General features: G+C 66.8%; 16 protein-coding genes. 8 read left to right on the top strand and 8 right to left on the bottom strand.

Translation table 11 applies throughout. The annotated features are described in order from the left end of the window. Positions 1 to 16: 16 nt before the first annotated feature. On the bottom strand, positions 17 to 619 hold the full coding sequence (gene yihA, locus AC5P74_RS02920) for a ribosome biogenesis GTP-binding protein YihA/YsxC (protein ID WP_005411022.1): 603 nt from the start codon (positions 617 to 619) through the stop codon (positions 17 to 19). 156 nt (positions 620 to 775) lie between these two features. Between yihA and AC5P74_RS02915 the strand changes: the two genes are divergently transcribed. From AC5P74_RS02915 to AC5P74_RS02900, 4 genes are all read left to right on the top strand, one after another. Beyond that, positions 776 to 1,576 (top strand): c-type cytochrome, encoded by an 801-nt coding sequence (locus AC5P74_RS02915; RefSeq protein WP_014648400.1) that lies wholly within the window; start codon positions 776 to 778, stop codon positions 1,574 to 1,576. Between the two features lie 106 nt (positions 1,577 to 1,682). After that, on the top strand, positions 1,683 to 2,333 hold the full coding sequence (locus AC5P74_RS02910) for a thiol:disulfide interchange protein DsbA/DsbL (protein WP_005419285.1): 651 nt from the start codon (positions 1,683 to 1,685) through the stop codon (positions 2,331 to 2,333). Positions 2,334 to 2,439: 106 nt separating this feature from the next. Next, positions 2,440 to 3,276 carry a thiol:disulfide interchange protein DsbA/DsbL gene (locus AC5P74_RS02905; RefSeq protein ID WP_053500287.1) on the top strand — a complete coding sequence of 279 codons (837 nt, stop codon included), beginning with the start codon at positions 2,440 to 2,442 and terminating at the stop codon, positions 3,274 to 3,276. A 53-nt stretch (positions 3,277 to 3,329) separates the two neighbouring features. Further along, on the top strand, positions 3,330 to 4,067 hold the full coding sequence (locus AC5P74_RS02900) for an endonuclease/exonuclease/phosphatase family protein (protein ID WP_005419292.1): 738 nt from the start codon (positions 3,330 to 3,332) through the stop codon (positions 4,065 to 4,067). Positions 4,068 to 4,145: 78 nt separating this feature from the next. Here the strand turns inward: AC5P74_RS02900 and AC5P74_RS02895 are convergent, their stop codons facing one another. Beyond that, positions 4,146 to 5,021, bottom strand: a complete 876-nt coding sequence (locus AC5P74_RS02895; RefSeq protein WP_080375111.1) for an EamA family transporter — start codon at positions 5,019 to 5,021, stop codon at positions 4,146 to 4,148. 72 nt (positions 5,022 to 5,093) lie between these two features. On the opposite strand from AC5P74_RS02895, the gene AC5P74_RS02890 reads away from it, so the two are divergent. From AC5P74_RS02890 to fhuE, 3 genes are all read left to right on the top strand, one after another. Next, the gene (locus tag AC5P74_RS02890; RefSeq protein WP_053500290.1) at positions 5,094 to 5,576 is read left to right on the top strand and encodes an Lrp/AsnC family transcriptional regulator; all 483 of its coding nucleotides are present in this window, start codon (positions 5,094 to 5,096) and stop codon (positions 5,574 to 5,576) included. Positions 5,577 to 5,653: 77 nt separating this feature from the next. Then, positions 5,654 to 6,205, top strand: coding sequence for a M23 family metallopeptidase (locus AC5P74_RS02885; protein ID WP_495204789.1), 552 nt, complete (start codon positions 5,654 to 5,656; stop codon positions 6,203 to 6,205). A gap of 176 nt (positions 6,206 to 6,381) precedes the next feature. Then, on the top strand, positions 6,382 to 8,541 hold the full coding sequence (gene fhuE / locus AC5P74_RS02880) for a ferric-rhodotorulic acid/ferric-coprogen receptor FhuE (RefSeq protein WP_495204788.1): 2,160 nt from the start codon (positions 6,382 to 6,384) through the stop codon (positions 8,539 to 8,541). Positions 8,542 to 8,673: 132 nt separating this feature from the next. Here the strand turns inward: fhuE and AC5P74_RS02875 are convergent, their stop codons facing one another. The 6 genes from AC5P74_RS02875 to AC5P74_RS02850 all read right to left on the bottom strand — a co-directional run bounded on the left by AC5P74_RS02875 (position 8,674) and on the right by AC5P74_RS02850 (position 15,657). Beyond that, entirely contained in the window at positions 8,674 to 11,484 is a 2,811-nt protein-coding gene (locus AC5P74_RS02875) for a TonB-dependent receptor (protein ID WP_495204806.1), read from the bottom strand. Between the two features lie 320 nt (positions 11,485 to 11,804). Beyond that, positions 11,805 to 12,005, bottom strand: coding sequence for a hypothetical protein (locus AC5P74_RS02870; protein WP_495204787.1), 201 nt, complete (start codon positions 12,003 to 12,005; stop codon positions 11,805 to 11,807). A gap of 71 nt (positions 12,006 to 12,076) precedes the next feature. Next, a complete protein-coding gene (locus AC5P74_RS02865; RefSeq protein ID WP_053500303.1) occupies positions 12,077 to 12,484 on the bottom strand; it encodes an ExbD/TolR family protein in 408 nt (135 codons plus the stop codon). Positions 12,485 to 12,571: 87 nt separating this feature from the next. Next, on the bottom strand, positions 12,572 to 13,564 hold the full coding sequence (locus AC5P74_RS02860) for an asparaginase (protein ID WP_053500298.1): 993 nt from the start codon (positions 13,562 to 13,564) through the stop codon (positions 12,572 to 12,574). Then, entirely contained in the window at positions 13,561 to 14,751 is a 1,191-nt protein-coding gene (locus AC5P74_RS02855; RefSeq protein WP_329843305.1) for a hypothetical protein, read from the bottom strand. Before AC5P74_RS02855 ends, AC5P74_RS02860 begins: the two co-directional genes overlap by 4 nt. Before the next feature lie 9 nt (positions 14,752 to 14,760). Then, a complete protein-coding gene (locus AC5P74_RS02850; protein WP_053500299.1) occupies positions 14,761 to 15,657 on the bottom strand; it encodes a nitrilase family protein in 897 nt (298 codons plus the stop codon). Positions 15,658 to 15,910: 253 nt separating this feature from the next. On the opposite strand from AC5P74_RS02850, the gene AC5P74_RS02845 reads away from it, so the two are divergent. After that, complete coding sequence (locus AC5P74_RS02845) at positions 15,911 to 17,896, top strand: transglycosylase SLT domain-containing protein (RefSeq protein WP_329843326.1); 1,986 nt, start codon at positions 15,911 to 15,913, stop codon at positions 17,894 to 17,896. Positions 17,897 to 18,065: the final 169 nt, after the last annotated feature.

The following is an 18,065-nucleotide window of genomic DNA, read 5'->3' as shown; positions in this document are numbered from 1 at the left end:
GGCGACCGGCAATACCTTATTCCAGCCCCAGCCAGCCGCCGATCACGCCGCGGGCTTCGTCCACGCCGGTACGGTCTTCGCCCGAGAACACCTGCACGCTGACGCTGTCACCGTAGGCCGATTGCAGCTCCTTGCGCACCTTCTGCAAGGACTGCATCTGCTGGCTGCGGCTGAGCTTGTCGGCCTTGGTCAGCAGGGCATGCGCCGGCAGGCCACGCTGCACGGCATAGGACAGCATCTGCCGGTCGTAGTCCTTCAGCGGATGACGGATGTCCATCACCACCACCAGCCCCTTCAGGGCCTCGCGGGTGCGGAAGTACTTGTCGATGAAGGCCTGCCAGTGCGCCTGCAGGTCCAGCGGCACCTTGGCGTAGCCGTAACCGGGCAGGTCGACCAGATGCGCCTCCGGGGTGACCTGGAAGAACACCAGCTGCTGGGTACGGCCGGGGGTCTTGGAGACACGCGCCAGGGCGTTCTGGCGGGTCAGCGCGTTGAGCGCACTGGACTTGCCGGCGTTGGAGCGGCCGGCGAAGGCCACTTCGGCCCCTTCGTCGGGCGGCAGCTGCCGCACGTTATGGGCCGAAAGGTGGTAACGGGCGCGTTCGATGAGCAATGACATGTGCCTAGGATCGCATGTTGCGGCGCCGCGCGCCCGTGCCGGCGGCCTTTGCGGGCATTTTGCTGCACTGCTGCGTTGACCGTGCGCGGAAACGGCGTTGATAATCCGGGCGATGCCGGCCGCCACCGCCCGGCCCGGTCCATACGGAGCTTCAGCATGCGCCACGCTCGCGTTCTTGCCGTATCCGCCCTTGCCACTGCTGTCGTCGTTGCCGCTGCTGCGTTCGCGCAGACCACGTTGACCCCGCTGCCCGACAATGGGCCGATCAACACCGCCTCGCTGGAGGTGGATTTCAGCAAGACCCACTGGGGCGATGCGAAGGCCGGGCAGACCAAGGCGACGGCCTGCGCGGCCTGCCACGGTGCCGACGGCAATTCCACGGTGGAGATGTACCCGTCCATTGCCGGCCAGAGCGAACGCTACGTGGCCCAGCAGATGGCCCTGATCGCCAACGGCCAGCGCAGTTCCGGCGCGGCGGTGGCGATGGTGCCGTTCGTGCAGAACCTCACCCCGCAGGACATGCGTGATATCGGCGCCTACTTCGCCACGCAGAAGGCCAACGCTGGCATCGCCGATGACACGGCGGTCACCGACGGCCCCTACAAGGGCATGAAGTTCTACGAGATCGGCCAGCAGCTGTACCGCGGCGGCGATGCCAAGCGTGGCCTGCCGGCCTGCATGGCCTGCCATGGCCCCAGCGGTGCCGGCAATCCCGGCCCGGCCTATCCGCATCTCGGTGGCCAGCACGCCAGCTATGTCGCGCGCCGCCTGCAGGAGTACCAGGCCGGCCAGACCAACGAGACCGACAAGGCGCACTTCCAGATCATGGCCACGGTCGCGCAGAAGCTCAGCGAGCAGGAAGTGCAGGCGCTGTCGAGCTACCTGCAGGGCCTGCACAACAAGGCCGACGATGTGGCCGCCGCGGCCACGCCAACACAACCGGCTGCCGCCCCCTGACCACCACTGGTCGGCCCGGGCCGCGACGCCGGCCCACGGCTGCGGTATGTTTCCTTCACGCCGGCGGCTGCGCCGGCGTTGCTTTTTTCAACGGAGATGCGTGTCGATGAGGTTGATTTCCCGCCTGCTGTTGTCCGTGCTGGTGCTGCTGCCGCTGGCAGCCTGCGCCGCCACCCCCGCCAATGCCCCGCTGGTCGAGGGCAAAGACTACGAGCGCATCGCCCAGCCGGGCCCGTTCCAGCCGCTGGCCGGCAAGATCGAGGTGGTCGAAGTCTTCGGCTACACCTGCCCGCACTGCGCCCATTTCGAACCGCAGCTGGAAGCCTGGGCGGCCAAGCTGCCGGCCGACGTGCGCTTCACCCCGGTCCCGGCGGCCTTCGGCGGTGCCTGGGATGCCTGGGCACTGGCCTACTACGCCGCCGACGAAGTCGGCGTGGCCAAGCGCAGCCATGCCGCCGTGTTCAAGGCCCTGCACGAGCAGGGTTCGCTGCCGATGCAGAACGTCTCGGCCGATGAGCTCGCCACCTTCTACAAGGCCTACGGCGTGACCCCGGACCGCTACATCCAGGCCCTGCGCGGCGATGCCGTGCAGAAGAAGGTCGAGGCCGCGCGCGCGTTCGCCCAGCGCACCAAGATTCCGGGCACCCCGGCCATCATCATCAATGGCCAGTACCTGGTGCGCGGCAACAGCTTCGACGACCAGCTGCGCATTGCCTCGGCGCTGATCGCGCAGGCGCGCGCCGCCCGCGGCCGCTGAACCAACACCCACCACCGACACGGCGTTGTCGCCGCCACGTGTCATCATTTCCCCTTGGCCGGCGCCTGCCGCCGGCCCCACCTTTCCAGATGCTGGAGACGTTTCCATGAAGATCCGTTACGCCCTCGCCCTCGCAGCGCTGCTGCCGATCCTGGCCGCCTGCAAGGCCGACGACGGCAGCACCAACACCACCGCGGCGCCCGCCGAACCGGCAGCAACCCCGGCCACGACCACCGAACCGGCTGCCGCACCGGCGGCGGGCAGCGAAGGCGCCGCGCCGGCTGCCGCTGAAGGCGAGAAGACTCCGGCCGAAGCAACTCCGGCCGCCGCGCCGGCCCCGACCACTGCCGCACTGACCGGCCCGGCTCCGGTGGAAGGTGCCGACTACCAGGTGATCCCGAACGGCCAGCCGTTCCAGCCGGCCGCCGGCAAGATCGAAGTGACCGAGATCTTCGGCTACGTCTGCCCGGCCTGCGCCGCGTTCCAGCCGCTGGTCGGCCCGTGGAAGGCCGGCCTGCCCAGCGACGTGAACTTCGTCTACGTGCCGGCCATGTTCGGCGGCACCTGGGATGACTACGCCCGTGCCTTCTACGCCGCGCAGACCCTGGGTGTGCAGGAGAAGACCCACGAAGCGCTGTACGCCGCCATCCACTCGCAGAAGACCCTGAAGGGCGAGCGCGGCCGTGACTCGGTGGAAGACATCGCCAAGTTCTACGCCGCCTACGGCGTCGATCCGAAACAGTTCGCGGCCACCATGGGCAGCTTCGCGGTGAACGCCAAGACCAACTCGGCCAAGCAGTTCGCCCAGCGCAGCCAGATCAGCGGCACCCCGTCGATCATCGTCAACGGCAAGTACCTGGTGAAGGGCAAGAGCTTCCCGGACATGCTGCGCATCGCCGACCACCTGATCGCCCGCGAACGCGGTGCGGCCCAGGCTCACTGATCCAAGAGAAGCATTTCCCGGCCGTGAATTCCCCCCGTACACGGACCCTGCGCTTGCTGACGGCCAACATCCAGGCCGGCTCAAGTACCCGCCGTTACAGCGACTATGTGACCCGCAGCTGGTCACATGCGCTGCCGGCGGGTCGCAAGCGCAGCAGCCTGGACGCGATCGCCACCCTGGCGCGCGAACATGACATCGTCGGCCTGCAGGAGGCCGACCCGGGCAGCCTGCGCTCGGGCTTCACCAACCAGACCCATTACCTGGCCCAGCGCGCCGGCTTCAACTACTGGAGCCACCAGCCGAACCGGCGCATGGGCGGGGTCGCCTCCAGCGCCAATGGCCTGCTGAGCAAGCTGGAACCGGTGGAAGTGCAGGACCACGCCCTGCCCGGCCGCATCGGCGGGCGCGGCGTGCTGCTGGCCAAGTTCGGCGATGGTGCCGACGGCCTGGCGGTGGCGGTGGCCCATCTGTCATTGGGCGCGGGATCGCGGATGTCGCAGCTGGGCTTCATCGCCGAGCTGCTGTCCGACCACCCCAACGCGGTGCTGATGGGCGACTTCAACTGTCTGGCCGAACGCCCAGAAATGCAGGTGCTGTACCAGAAGACCCGACTGCAACCGCCCGGCTGCATCGTGCCGACCTTCCCCAGCTGGCGCCCCGACCGCGCCATCGACCACATCCTGGTCAGCAGTGGCCTGCAGACCCGCACCGTGGAAGCCGTACCGGCCGCATTCTCCGATCACCTCGCCCTGGCGATGCAGATCGACGTCCCGGCCGACGCCCTGCGCTGACCGCTCTTGGTAGGTGCCAACCTTGGTTGGCACGCCGCTCTGGTGGGTGCGGACCGTTGGTCCACACGCTCTCCGCCGCTACCCGGCCTGGACCACCGGCACCTTCAATCGCCGCGCGGTCATCGTGCTGCCCACCGAAGCCAGCACCGTGCAGCCGATCGCCAGCCACTGCAGCCCGTGCAGGTGTTCGTGCAGCAGCAGCATCGCCCACAGCGCGGCCACCGCCGGCTCCATGCTGATCAGGATGCCGAAGGTCTCCTTTGGCAGGCGCTTGAGCGCCATCATCTCCAGCGACATCGGGATCGCGCTTGAGACCAGCGCCACCAGCAGGCCGGCGGCCAGGATCTCTGGATCGAGCAGCGCGGTGCCGGCATGCACCACGCCCACCGGCACCACCACCAGCGAAGCCGCCAGCAGCCCCAGCGACACCGAATGCCCGGCGTGCAGGTGTCCGGCACGCTTGCCGAACACGATGTAAAGCCCCCAACACGCCGCTGCGCCCATCGCATACAGCACGCCGGCCGGATCCAGCGCCGGGCCGCCGCCCAGCGGCAGCAGCAGCAACAACCCCACCACTGCGCAGCCCACCCAGACGAAGTCGATCGGTCGCCGTGATGACAGCATCGCCACCGTCAGTGGCCCGGTGAACTCGATGGCCACCGCGATGCCGAAGGGAATCGTGCGCAGGGCCATGTAGAACAGCAGGTTCATCAGGCCCAGGGTGAGCCCGTAGCGCAGGAGGGTGATCGCATCCGCGCGGCCGGTCTTCCAGCGCCACGGCCGCCAGAACAGCAGCAGCAACAGCGCTGAGAAGCCCACGCGCAGCGCGCTGGTGCCCTGGGCGCCGATCAGCGGGAACAGGTGTTTTGCGTAGGAGGTGCCGATGGCCAGCGAGGTGACCGAGCCAAGCACCGCCAGCGCCGGCAACATCGGCGCGAGTCGTGAGGTCTGCATGGGCAAAGTCTATTGCGCCCGCGCCGAGCACTTGGCTCAATTGACAGCCCGTTCGTGCAACTTCTGCTCACCATGGCTACCGCCCCCGTGCTCGACAGCTTCGACCGCGCCATCCTCGGCCTGCTGCAGCGGGACAACACCCTGCCGCAGCGCGAGATCGCCGAGGCCGTGCACCTGTCCACCCCAGCCGTGCAGCGCCGCATCAAACGCCTGCAGGACAGCGGTGTGATCGCGGCCAACGTGGCGGTAGTCGCCGCAGCCGAGGTCGGGCGACCGCTGACCATCATCGTCGAGGTGCGCGTGGTCAGCGAGCAGCGCGAACGCGTGGCGCCGTTCAAGCACCGCGTGCAGGACGACCCGGCGGTGCAGCAGTGCTATTCGATCACCGGCGACGGCGATTTCCTGCTGCTGGTGTCGGCCGCGTCGATGGAAGAGTACGAGGCGATCACCGAGCGGCTGTTCGGTGGCGATGACAACATCGAGCGCTTCCGCACCTCGGTTGCACTGGGAACGTTGAAGCGCAGTTTCGAAGTGCCACTGGACCCGGTTCTGTAGCGCGGAGCCATGCTCGACTGCGCTTTGACCGCAAAGCAACAGCCGCCGAGCATGGCTCGGCGCTACAGTCGGAGACCATGAACACATCGCCCTCCCCCGCCCGTCGCCTGCGCCGCTGGCTGCTGCGCGGCCTGTGGCTGGTCATCGCGATCGTTGCCGCCATGGCACTGTGGAACAGCCCATGGGCCGCTGCACCGAAACTGCTGTGGACACTCTCGCGGATGCCTCCGGCCACCGAGCTTCCGGTGCCGGTGGAAGGTGTGCGGCCCCGCCAGATCGCCGATACCTTCGGCGCCCCACGCGGCCGTGACCGCTCCCACGCCGGCATCGACATCTTCGCCAAGCGCGGTACCCCGGTGCGCAGTGCCACCGCCGGCGTCGTCGTGGACATCAGCGACCGCGGCCTCGGTGGCCGCCAGGTGTGGGTGATCGGGCCCGGGCGCGAACGCTACTACTACGCGCATCTGGAGGGCTGGGCCGAGGGTCTGTCGCGCGGCCAGGTGGTCCAGGCCGGCGACCTGCTTGGCCACGTCGGCGACAGCGGCAATGCCAAGGGCACGCCGCCGCACCTGCACTGGGGCATCTACGGCACCGACGGCGCGCGCGATCCACTCCCGCTGCTGCGCTGACCCAGCCCACACCCGGATCATCGGGTCGATTCGTTCATTATTTGTAAATAGGAATAGTTCGTATTACGATTTCTTTCGTTTCCGGTGGCGCCAGGACGGCCTGCCCGCCCTCCCCCTACCCGTAGCGCCTCGCCTTCTGGATGCCGGCCGAGCGCGCGTGCTCGTCCAGGACCCCCATGACCCGTTCCGCCTTCCGTACCCCGCAGCCGCAACGGCTGTCCGTTGCCGTGCTCGCCGTTCTCTGCGCCGTGGCCCCGGCCGCCTTCGCCGACACCGCCGCCGATCCGACCACCCTCGACAAGGTGGTGGTCAAGGGCGAACGCGCCGAAGGCTATTCGGTGCTCCGTACCTCGGCCGGCACCCGCTTCGACCTGGCGCCGCGCGAGATCCCTCAGTCGATCAGCATCATCAGCCACCAGCGCATCGAAGATCAGAACCTGGACGACATCATCGACGTGCTGGCCAACACCACCGGCGTGACCAGCACCCAGTCCGACAGCGAGCGCACCGAGTTCTACGCGCGCGGGTTCTACATCGATGCCTACCAGTTCGACGGCCTGCCGACGCAGATGGTGCAGAACTGGAGCTACGGTGATTCCGGCCTGGATCTGGCGCTGTACGACCGCGTGGAAGTGGTGCGTGGTGCCACCGGCCTGCTCAGTGGTGCCGGCAATCCGTCCGCGTCGGTGAACCTGGTCCGCAAGCACGCCGACAGCGCCGAACTGGCTGGCAGCGTGTCGGTGAACGTCGGCAGCTGGGGCCGCACCCGCACCACGGTGGATGTGGGCAGCGCACTGAACGCCAGCGGCAGCGTGCGCGGCCGCGTGATCGGCAGCTATCTGGACACCGACGGCCAGATGGACCGCTATAACCAGCGCAAGACGCTGGGCTACGCCGTCATCGACGCCGACCTGACCCCGGACACCCAGCTGAGCGTGGGCTACGACTACCAGCAGAAGCGCGCCAATGGCGCGACCTGGGGTGGCTTCCCGATGCTGTACTCCGATGGCTCGCGCACGGGCTACGACGAATCGTTCAACGCGAGCCCGAAGTGGACCTACTGGGACACCACCAGCAAACGCGCCTTCGCCACCCTGCAGCACGCCTTCAGCAATGGCTGGAAGTTCAAGGTCGGTGCCACGCACGATGAGACCAAGGCTGACGACAAGCTGTTCTACCCGGCCTACAACGACTGGACCACGGGCGCATCGAACTTCGACAAGACCACCGGCGCGGGCATCTCGCCATCCGCGGGCTTCTACAACACCGAGCGCAAGGTCACCGGCGTCGATGGCTACGTTGATGGTCCGTTCCAGCTGTTCGGCCGCGAGCACCAGTTCATGGCAGGCCTGAGCTACAACAAGCGCGAGTACGCCAACTACGGCGACTACCAGGTCGGCGGTGCCGGCCAGACCTGGGATCCGTTCGCAAGCTATCTGAACTGGACCGGCAACATCAGCGAGCCGAACTGGAACCCGCTGGCACTGGCCAGCGAGGGCACCATCACCCAGAAGGCCGCCTACGCGGCCGCGCGCCTGTCGCTGGCCGATCCGCTGAAGCTGATCATCGGCGCCCGCTACACCGACTGGAAGAGCGAGGGCGAAGGCGCCGACCGCGCGCACAAGGTCACCACGCCGTACGCCGGGCTGGTGTTCGACATCAACGGCACGTACTCGACCTACGCCAGCTACACCGAAATCTTCCAGCCGCAGACGCTGAAGGACCGCAACGGCAGCTACCTCGATCCGGTCGATGGCAAGAGCTACGAAGTGGGCGTCAAGGGGGCATGGTTCGACAACCGCCTGAATGCCTCGCTGGCGGTGTTCCGCATCGAACAGGACAACGTCGGCCAGGCCACCGGCGAACCCGTGCAGGGCAGCCAGAACGAGTTCGCCTATCGCGCCGCGCGTGGCACGGTCAGCCGCGGCTTCGAATTCGAGGTGAACGGCGAGCTGGCACCGGGCTGGAATGCCACCTTCGGCGCATCGCGCTACGTGGCCAAGGACATCAACGGCGCCGACATCAACACCAACCTGCCGCAGACCGCACTGAAGCTGTTCACCAGCTACACCCCGCAGTCGCTGCAGGCGCTGACCGTCGGTGGCGGTGCCAACTGGCAGAACCGCATCTACTACCCGGTACCGGCCTACGGCCGCATCGAGCAGGAAGGTTACGCACTGGTCAGTGCCTTCGTGCGCTACCGCATCTCGCCGGAGTTCAGCGTGCAGGCCAACCTCAACAACCTGCTGGACAAGAAGTACTACTCGCAGATCACCGGTTACGGTGCCTACGGCGATGGCCGCAATGGCTCGCTGACGTTCACCTGGGCATTCTGATCAGACGCGGGGTACGACCACCCCGCACCTGTAGCGCCGATCCCATGCTCGGCTCAGAGAATCAGCCGAGCGCGGGCTCGGCGCTACATCCGCAAGGCAGCGCCGGAACTGACCGGCGCTGCCACCCTCACATCAGAACCGCAGGTCCGCGCGCAGGTACCAGTAACGGCCACGCGGGATGTCGTAGGTCGAGGCGTCGTAGCCGTTCAACGAACACGACAGACAGATCGGCGGATCCTTGTCGAACACATTGTTCAGGCCCGCGGTCAGCTGCAGCCCCTTCATCCAGTCGATCTTGTAGCCCACCTGCATGTCGTGGAAGGTGGTGGCCGAGAGCGTGTTGGTGCCGTCGGCCTGGTTGCTGCACACCGGGAATGCCACGGCATCGCCGCAGTTCTCGGTCAGCTCGGAGATGTGCCGCACTGTCCAGTTCGCACTCCAGCGGTCCATCGTCCAGGCGATGCTGGCGTTGCTGGTCCACTCCGGAATGGAGCTGTCGGCCACTTCCACGCCCGGCTTCTGCGGCTGCTTCTGCCCGGCCGCGCCGGTAGCTTCGTAACGACCGACGAACGTGTTCTTCCAGGCCAGCTTGAACTGGCCGAAAGAGGTCTGCGGCAACGTCCAGAACAGGTCCACGTCCCAGCCGTCGGTCTTGATCGAGCCCAGATTGGTCAGGCGGTTGTTGAAGCTGCTCACCGCACCCGTGCTGGCGCGGGTGATGCCATCGCAGTACACCGGGTCGAGCGTGTCCACGCACAGGTCCAGCTGGGTCTGCGCGTTGATGGCCTGGATCGCACCATCGATGGCGTGGCGGTAGAAGGTGACCTCCACATCGAAGCGCTCCGACCACGACGCGTTGTTGCCGAACCACGGGCTCCACACGAAGCCAGTGCTGAAGCTGCGCGAACGCTCCGGTTCCAGATCACGATTGCCGCCGGTGGTCACCGAGATCTGCGAGTTGGCCTGCTGGAAGCCGGCCGGCACGCCCAGCGCGGCACAATTGGCGGCACTGCCACGTGGTGGCGTACCGCCCAGGCCCACCGAGCATGGATCGAACAGCTGCAGGTCGGCACGTGCGGCCGAGCCGTACAGTTCGCCGATGGACGGTGCGCGGAAACCCTCGGCGTACGTGGTACGCAGCACGAAGTCATCGGTCACCTGCCAGCGCAGGCCGTACTTGGGCGTGAACTCGCCACCGAAGGTGGAGTAGTCCGAATAGCGGCCGGCCAGGCTCAGGTCCAGCTTCTTGCCCAGCGGCGAGTCGGCGAAGATCGGAACGCTCAGCTCCAGGTAGGCCTCGTTGACGTCGTAGGAACCGGAGGTCGGCTGCGACGGTACGCCGTTGTAGTGGCCGATCACGGTCAGCGGATCCGGCTGGTACCAGCCCTTGTACTTGCGGTACTCGTAACCGCTGGCGAACGATACCGGACCCGCCGGCAGGGTAAACAGGTCGCTGGACAGGTTGGCGGTGAACAGGCTCAGCTCGTTCTGGCTGCGGTCGCGCACCACCGGCTGGATCCAGTTCAGCATGTCCGGGGTGATCGAACCGACGCCACCGAAGATGTTCAACGGCACGCAGCCCGGCGTTGCCGCGCACACCGCCGGGTCACCCAGGGCCATGTTGACGTTGTAGATGTTGTAGCTGCCGTAGTTGGTCTGTTCGGCCTTGTTCTTGCTGTACATGCCGTTGACGTCCCAGTACCAGCTGCGGTCGGCGGCCTGGAAGTTGCCGACCAGGCCGGTGGCCACATAGGTCGTGTTGACCTCCTGCTTGAACACGCGCGCACCGCCTTCCACCGGGCGGCGGCCGATCAGGCTCATGTTGTCGCCGGAGACGAGATCGAAGCCGAACGGGTTGTACGGATTCAGGCGCGAGACCACGATGTTGTCGGCCAACGGATTGCCGGTGGCGCCATCGGGGCCGAAGAACAGCGGCTCGGGGCCGGCCTGGTTGGTCGACTCGCGGCGGTTGCCCAGCGCCTTGATGTACCACTGCACGTTGTCGGTGATGTCAAAGCGGAACTGGCCGAACAGGCCCTTGCGCTCGGACGGCGTGAGCACCATGTTGTACTCGGCGAAGTTGAAGCGGTCGGCGCTGGTGAAGCAGTGGTAGTCATCGCTGCGGTTGCAGCCGGCGCTGCCGTCATAGCGCGGGTTGGGCACGCCGCTGTTGGGCACGATGTCCTGCTCTGCACCGGTGTTGGGGTCGACGAAGGCGAAGCGGCCCTGTGGAATGCCGCCGCTGCCGAAGGCCAGGCCGGTGCCCGGAATCGGGAAGCGCGACTGCTCGCGATCCTTGGCGAATACCGGGTCCTGCTTGGTCCAGCTGGCGCCCAGGAACAGGCTGAAGCGATCACCGCTCTTGCCCCACGCCAGGTCCACGCCCTTCTGGGTGCCGTCGCCCTTGCTGTACTCACCATAGTTCAGGGTCACCTGCCCGCCATCGAAGTCGCGGCGGGTGATGATGTTGACCACGCCGGCGATGGCATCGGAGCCGTACAGCGACGACGCGCCGTCTTCCAGCACCTCGATGCGTTCGACGATGGCCAGCGGAATGGTGTTGAGATCGGTGGCCGCACCGACGCCCGATGCGGACGACTCGTTGACCCAGCGGATGCCGTCAACCAGCACCAGCACGCGCTTGGCACCGAGGTGGCGCAGATCGACCTGCGCCGAGCCGGCACCCACGCCACTACCATCGGGCGGGAAACCGAAGTTGCCGGACGAGTTGAACTTGGCGTTGAGCGCAGAGCCGGAACCGGTGAGCTGCTGCAGCACTTCGCCGATCGAGGTCAGGCCGGTGCGTTCGATGTCGCCACGGGTCAGGGTCTGGATCGGGACCTGGCCCTCGACTTCAGCGCGCTTGATGCGGGTACCGGTCACTTCCACCGCGTCCAGGTTGGTGGTGGATTGTGCAGCGGCACCCAACGGGGCCAGGGCCATCACGCACAGCGTGACGGCAACCGCCAACGGGCGGTGGTGCAGGTGATTCATTCGCTCTCTCTCCAAAGGAATGTCGGGACATGGACTGCCGCGCTCCCCTGCATGGCGGCGCCGTCTCCTTTGTAAACAAGTGGTAAAAATCACGGCGTGACGATCGACACTCTTTCACGCGGAATTGACGCAATTGACGGCCATTTGCGTCAAATGGGGGCCGTTTAGAACCGGACGGTACTGTTCAACGCCCTTCGCTGTGATGCCGGTGGCGACAGCGCGCGCCGAGATCCGCCACAGCTCATCAAGGGGCCTTGTCGATGCCAGCGCTAGTGACCGGGCTCGTCGACGCGCAGCCCATGCTGGCTGACAGCCAGCAGCACGCGCGCCATATCTTCATCGTCGGTGTCGTCGGCGGTCGCCAGATGCACCGGGGAGCGATGCTGCTGCGGCATCTGCTGCGCCTGCACCAGCGGTGCCAGATTGGGAGTGGCCATCGAGGAGGTGGCGCGCTGTGTCCCGTATCGCATGCCACGTTCCCTCGCAGTAGGAGCGGCCTGCCGATGGCAGGCCGCCCGTTGCCGGACTCACCGCACGAAACTCACCGCACGAAGGCGATGCGCTCCATGCCGGTGGCCTCGGCGGCGGCCAGGATCCGCGCCATGCCTTCGTACTCGGCCGACGGATCGGTGGCGATGCGCAGCTCCGGCAGGTTGCCGGCATGTTCACCGGCCTGTGCCTGCAGGCGCGCCTGCAGATCGCCGATGGCCATCGGCTGGCCATCCCAGCTCAGCTGGTTCGAGGCATCCAGGCGCAGCTCGATCGGCGGGGGCGGTTCGGGGCGATCGACCACGCGATCGGTGGCCTGTGGCAACTGAATGGCAATCGGCCGGGCCACGATCGGCGCGGTCACGATGAAGATGATCAAGAGCACCAGCATCACATCCACCAGTGGCGTGACGTTGATGTCCGCCAGCGGGCCGCTTCTTCCTGCGCTACTGAACGCCATGTGCCGCTCCCTGCAGCCGGGCCGTTCGCCCAAGGCCGACAGTACGTCGCCGATGCAGGCTGGCGGCAGTGTCTGCGCGTGGAGCATTCAGCTGCCGTTGCCACCGCCGTAGGCCTGCAGACGTTGCTGCAGAGAACCGAGTGCATCCGAGCCGATCAGCGCCCACAACAACAGGCGACACTTACGTGGGCACAGTGATCCCGCCATCAGCAGCCCCCGCCGCTGCAGGTGGATTTCGCTGCCAGCAAAGCCATAGGTGCGGCGTGCCGTCGCGCCGGCGCCGGTGCGCGAGGCGATGATGACGGGACGATGCACTGCGGCACGCGCCAAGGGTTCAACCCAACTGGACGGGACATGACCCGCGCCCATGGCCGCCACAACCAGCCCCTCGCATCCGCTCTCCAGCACCGAATGCAGCACCTCAGGACCTTCGCCCAACACCGCCTCGAGCATGGCTATCCGTTGATGAACCCGTGTTGGCACCAGTGCAGGCAGTCGTTCCGGAGGCGATCCTTCATAGCTGCATTGCCCTTCCTGCACCCGTCCGATACAGCCTTTACCTGGCGATTGGAAGGCATCCAGATCCAGACTATGCACCTTGCGCACCTGGTCCGCCGCGTACAGTCGGTCCTGCATGGCGACGACCACCCCGCGCATGCGCGTGTGCGGATCCAGTGCCGCAATCGCCGCAGCCAGCACGTTTCCGGGCCCATCAGCACCGGCTGCATCAGCCCCACGCATGGCACCAGTCAACACCATCGGCTGCGGGTGCGGCCACAACAGATCCAACAGATACGCTGACTCCTCGAGCGTGTCGGTGCCCTGGGTGATGACCACGCCATCAGCGCCGTCGTCCACCATCGCGCCGGCCCAGTCGCGCGCAGCGAGAACGTCGACCCACGACAGCGACGCACTGGGTGACAGACCAAGCGTATGCGTCTGCACCATTGCCAACCTGCCCAGACCGGGGACTACCTCCGCCAGCATCTGCGCAGAAACCTTGGGAACGATGCCCACGTCCGCCGCATCAACACGCATGCTGAGGGTGCCGCCGAGTGAGCCCAATGCCAGCCGTCTCATATCGCCCCCTTCAGTATCCAGCCCACTGCAGGGACGATCAGCAGAACGCCTGCCGCCATCGAGAGGAGATTGCCGATATACGGATGCACGTGTGCAGGCAAGCGAGCAGAACATGCCGCGGCCAGCGGTGGCGTCAGCAGTGCCCCCAGCAGCGCGGACAGCACCACCACCGCCGCGCTCCCGCCATAGGCAAGAATGCAGGCAGGAACCACGGAGACAATCGGGATGTACGTGGGATACCAGCCCCCCTGGATCCAGCGCTCCCGCCATACCCAGACCCCCACCGCGGAGGCGAGCGCCTGGCCGCACAGCAATGCCATCAGCCAACCGGTGCCATAGAAGGGTCCGGCCGGCTGCAGAAGGGCGGCAAGCAGTACGCCGCCGATCAGCCCGGCACTGGCGAGTTCGTTGCCCAGGAAGGGCGCTTCACTGAAGTCCGCCAGTACCCTGCGCATACCCCATTGCCAGCCATGCCGCGTGACGGGCGCAGCCGGCGCTGACCCAGGCGCAGCGGGAACCGGATTCCAGCCCAGCAGCCTCGCGGCGACAAAGGCGGCCGCGCTTGCCAGTGTCATTGCAAGGACGTTGCCGATGACGGCGGGCAGGCCCAGCGGTGCGCAGACCTGATTCACCAGCAACAACGCCAGCGGCGTGACCAGCAATGCGCCAGATGCAGCGGCGATTCCCGTAATCTTCCAGCCGCCACCGAACAGCAGCACCATCGCCGCCGGCAGCGATACCGCAGCAACAAACGTGGGTTGCCAGCGCCCGTCCTGCAGCGCGCTGGCAAATACCATGTTGGCAAGCACCAGTCCGCCGATCGAAGCTGCCGCGACCCAGGGCCAGCGGCCAGTGCCATAGCAGACTGGAAATCCCTGCCATCGCTTTCCTCGCCGGTGCGCCCAATGGGCCAGTGCAGCACCGCCAATCAGACCGAGCGAGGCAAACTCGTGCTTGTAGAAGGTCACCTCACTTGCATCGCCAACCCACCATCGCCAGCGGCCCGCCCATGTTGCGAGGCTGCCCATCAACTGGCTGTGGTCTGGCCAGAGCTGGCCGGGGGACATCGTGCGCCAACCGGCAACCACCGTCACGATGATCGCCAGTGCAAACGTCGCTGAGAACAGTGCCCAGCGCCAGTGGCTGCGGGCGGCTGGTGACTGGGTCGGTAAGGGGGGGCTCGCCATGCGGGAGCCTCAGCGCGGCAGCATGGGATGCTGGCGATAACCCAGCATAGGATCGAAGAGATCGGTACGCCTGTCGCGGCAGAGATCGTTCAGGGAATTCCAGATCGGCGCACTGCGTGCCGTGGACAGGTCCACCTCGGCCATCACCATCGCCTCACCTTCAGGCGCTGCGATCGGGGCCAGCGGCCATCCGTTGGTACCGACAATCAACGAGCACCCCAGGAAGCGTTCCCCGCGATCTGTACCGACGCGGTTGGCCGCTGCGATGAACACGTTGTTGACGTGTGCGGCCGTCATCGTCAGGTAGCTGGCCATGCAGCGCCCGCTTTCATCGAACAATGGCGGCGGCGTCCACACCCAGCAGTTGAGGCTGAGGATGATGTCGGCCCCTTGCAACGCAAGCAGGCGTGGCACCTCCGGGAACCAGACATCCCAGCAGATCATCAGACCGATCCGGCCAACGCTCGTCTCGAACACCGGATAGCCGAGGTCGCCGGCACAGAAGTAGAGCTTCTCACGGCACCATAGATGGGTCTTGCGATAGCGTCCGATATAGCCGCCGGGCCCGAACAGCACAGCGGTGTTGTACAGACGGCTGCCATCGTATTCAGCAATACCCACGGCCAGGTGAATGCCCGCCTCGCACGCGAAGGCTTCCCAGAACCGCGAGGTCGGCCCCTCCGGCACCGACTCAGCCATCGCGAACGCCTCCGCCCGACTGCTGAACGAATAGCCAGTGCAGCATAGCTCGGGCAGCACGATCAGGCGGGCCCCACGTTCCAATGCCTGCGTGGCAAGCAGGCGCGCCCGTTCGATGTTGGCGGGGACGTTCTCCGGCCCGCACTGTGGGTCGAACTGGATGACGGCAACCGAGACAGGACTGAACGGCTTGGGCTGATCTGACATGCGATGGTCCTCTGCAGGGGCGGAGCGGCTGCTTCCGTTTGACTGCAGCAGGCACCCGTTGTACGGCCGCTTCAACTGGCAAAAGCGTCAACTGCGCGAAACGCCTTCAAAGTGGGCTTTATGCGACGACTCTCACTGAATTCCGCGCTGGACCGGCCCGAGCATCCGGCCTGACCCACCGCCAAAGCGGGCCATTTGCATCAGTGCAGCCACCGTGCACGCAATGCGAAACTGAATTCAGCCATTGCCCGCTATGCTGCCCGCCATGACCCGACGCACTTCGACCGCCCTGTCCCTGCTGCCCTTGGCCACCACGCTGCTGATCGGTTGCGCCAATGCCCAGTCCCTCGACGCCCAGAGCGCGCAGCTGAAAGCCGCGATCGCAGCCGCCGAACGCGGCCAGTACGATCCTGGCCAGGCCGCTGCGCTCAGCCGCCATCCGGCCTATGGCTGGCTGGAGTACGCCAACCTGCGGCGCAACATCGACACCGTCGATACCGCGCAGGCCCAGGCCTTCCTCAAGCGCTACGACGGCCAGGCCGTGGCCAGCACCTTCCGCAGCGTGTGGCTGCCCTCGCTCGCACGCCGCCAGGACTGGCCGACCCTGCTGGCCAACTGGGCGCCCACCGACAACACCGGCCTGCGCTGTGCGCAGCTGACCGCGCGCCAGGTGACGGGCAAGGTCGATCCGCAGTGGATCAGTGAAGCGCAGGATCTGTGGCGCAAGAACGGCAAGTCGCTGCCGGACGGCTGTGATGCCGTTTTTGCCGTGCTGCAGGCACAGGGTGGCCTGAGCGACGCCCTGCGCTGGGAACGCATCGATGCCGCCGCCGATGCCCAGCAACCGGCGGTGATGCGCAGCGCTGCACGCGGCCTGCCTGCCGCCGACCTGGCGCTGGCGAACAATTACGCCGCCTTTGTCGACAAGCCCAACGCCAGCGCGTTGAACTGGCCGCGCAACGAGCGCAGCCGGCGCATCGCCACCGATGGCCTGGCCAAGCTGGCCAAGGCCGACCCCGGCGCCACCGAGCAGCAGCTGCCGCAGTACGCCCAGACGCTCGGCCTGAGTGCCGACCAGCAGGGCCAGGTGCTGTACCAGATCGCGCTGTGGACAGTGGCCTCCTATCTGCCCGATTCGGCACGTCGCCTCAACGCGGTGCCGGAGTCGGCCTATGACGAACGCCTGCACGAGTGGCGCGTGCGCGAAGCGATGTCGCGCGGCGACTGGCCGGCGGCGCTGACCGCCATTCGCAAGATGGGCAGCAAGCAGCGCAGCGACCCGCGCTGGCGCTACTTCGAAGGCCGCATGCTGGAGAAGACCGGCCAGGCCCAGCAGGCGCAGCCGCTGTTCCGCGAGGCCGCGCGCGCGCCGACCTTCCACGGCTTCCTCGCCGCCGACAAGCTGCAGCAGGGCTACACCCTGTGCCCGTGGAAGCCGAACGACAGCGCACAGGCACAGGCGGTGATCGCGCGCGACCCGGCCATCCAGCGCGCGATGGCGCTGTACCAGATCGACCGCGCTGGCTGGGCCGTGGCCGAATGGAACAGCGCGCTGTCGCGCTTCGATGACACCCAGCGCCGCCTCGCCGTGCGCGTGGCGCAGGACAATGGCTGGTTCGACCGCGCCGTGTTCGCGCTCGGCAAGCAGCCGCAGGAACAGCGCCTGTACGACCTGCGCTTCCCGCTGCATCACGACGCCACCATCCGCCGCGAATCGGCACGCAACGCGATCGACCCGGCCTGGGTGGCCGCGGAGATCCGCGCCGAGAGTACCTTCACTCCGCGTGCGCGCTCGCCTGCCAATGCCATGGGCCTGATGCAGGTGCTGCCGGCCACCGGTGCCAGCGTGGCCAAGTCGATCGGCCTGACCGGCTACGGCGGCGCCGACAGCCTGTACGACCCGGACACCAACATTGCCATCGGCACCGCCTACCTGCGCCAGCTGATGAACAAGTACGACGGTCTGCCGTACGTGACCATCGCCGCCTACAACGCCGGCCCGACCCCGACCGCACGCTGGCAGGGCCAGCGCCCGGGCTTCGATCCGGACCTGTGGATCGAGACCATCAGCTACAAGGAAACCCGCGAGTACGTTGCCCGCGTTCTGGCCTTCAGCGTGATCTACGACTGGCGCCTCAATGGTGATGCCCTGCCACTGAGCGACCGCCTGATGGGCCGCCTGGTCGACAAGCGCAAGAACTTCAGCTGCGCCGCCAACGCCGAGCAGGGCGGCGATTGATCGCACAGCGGTCGTGCCGGCGGCTGGCCTCGATCGGGGGGTGGCGCGGCCTGCCGTGATGCCTCTGTATTGGTAGTGCCGGCCGCTGGCCGGCAACCGCAGCCATTCCGAAGCTGCCGGCCAGCGGCCGGCACTACCGGAACATCTGCGCCGGCCGTGCGATCATTCC

The organism is Stenotrophomonas sp. YJH_SMC_94-11 (assembly GCF_059370435.1).
Note: the sequence above shows the minus strand (reverse complement) of the source record. Positions and strands in the feature narration are given on the sequence as shown.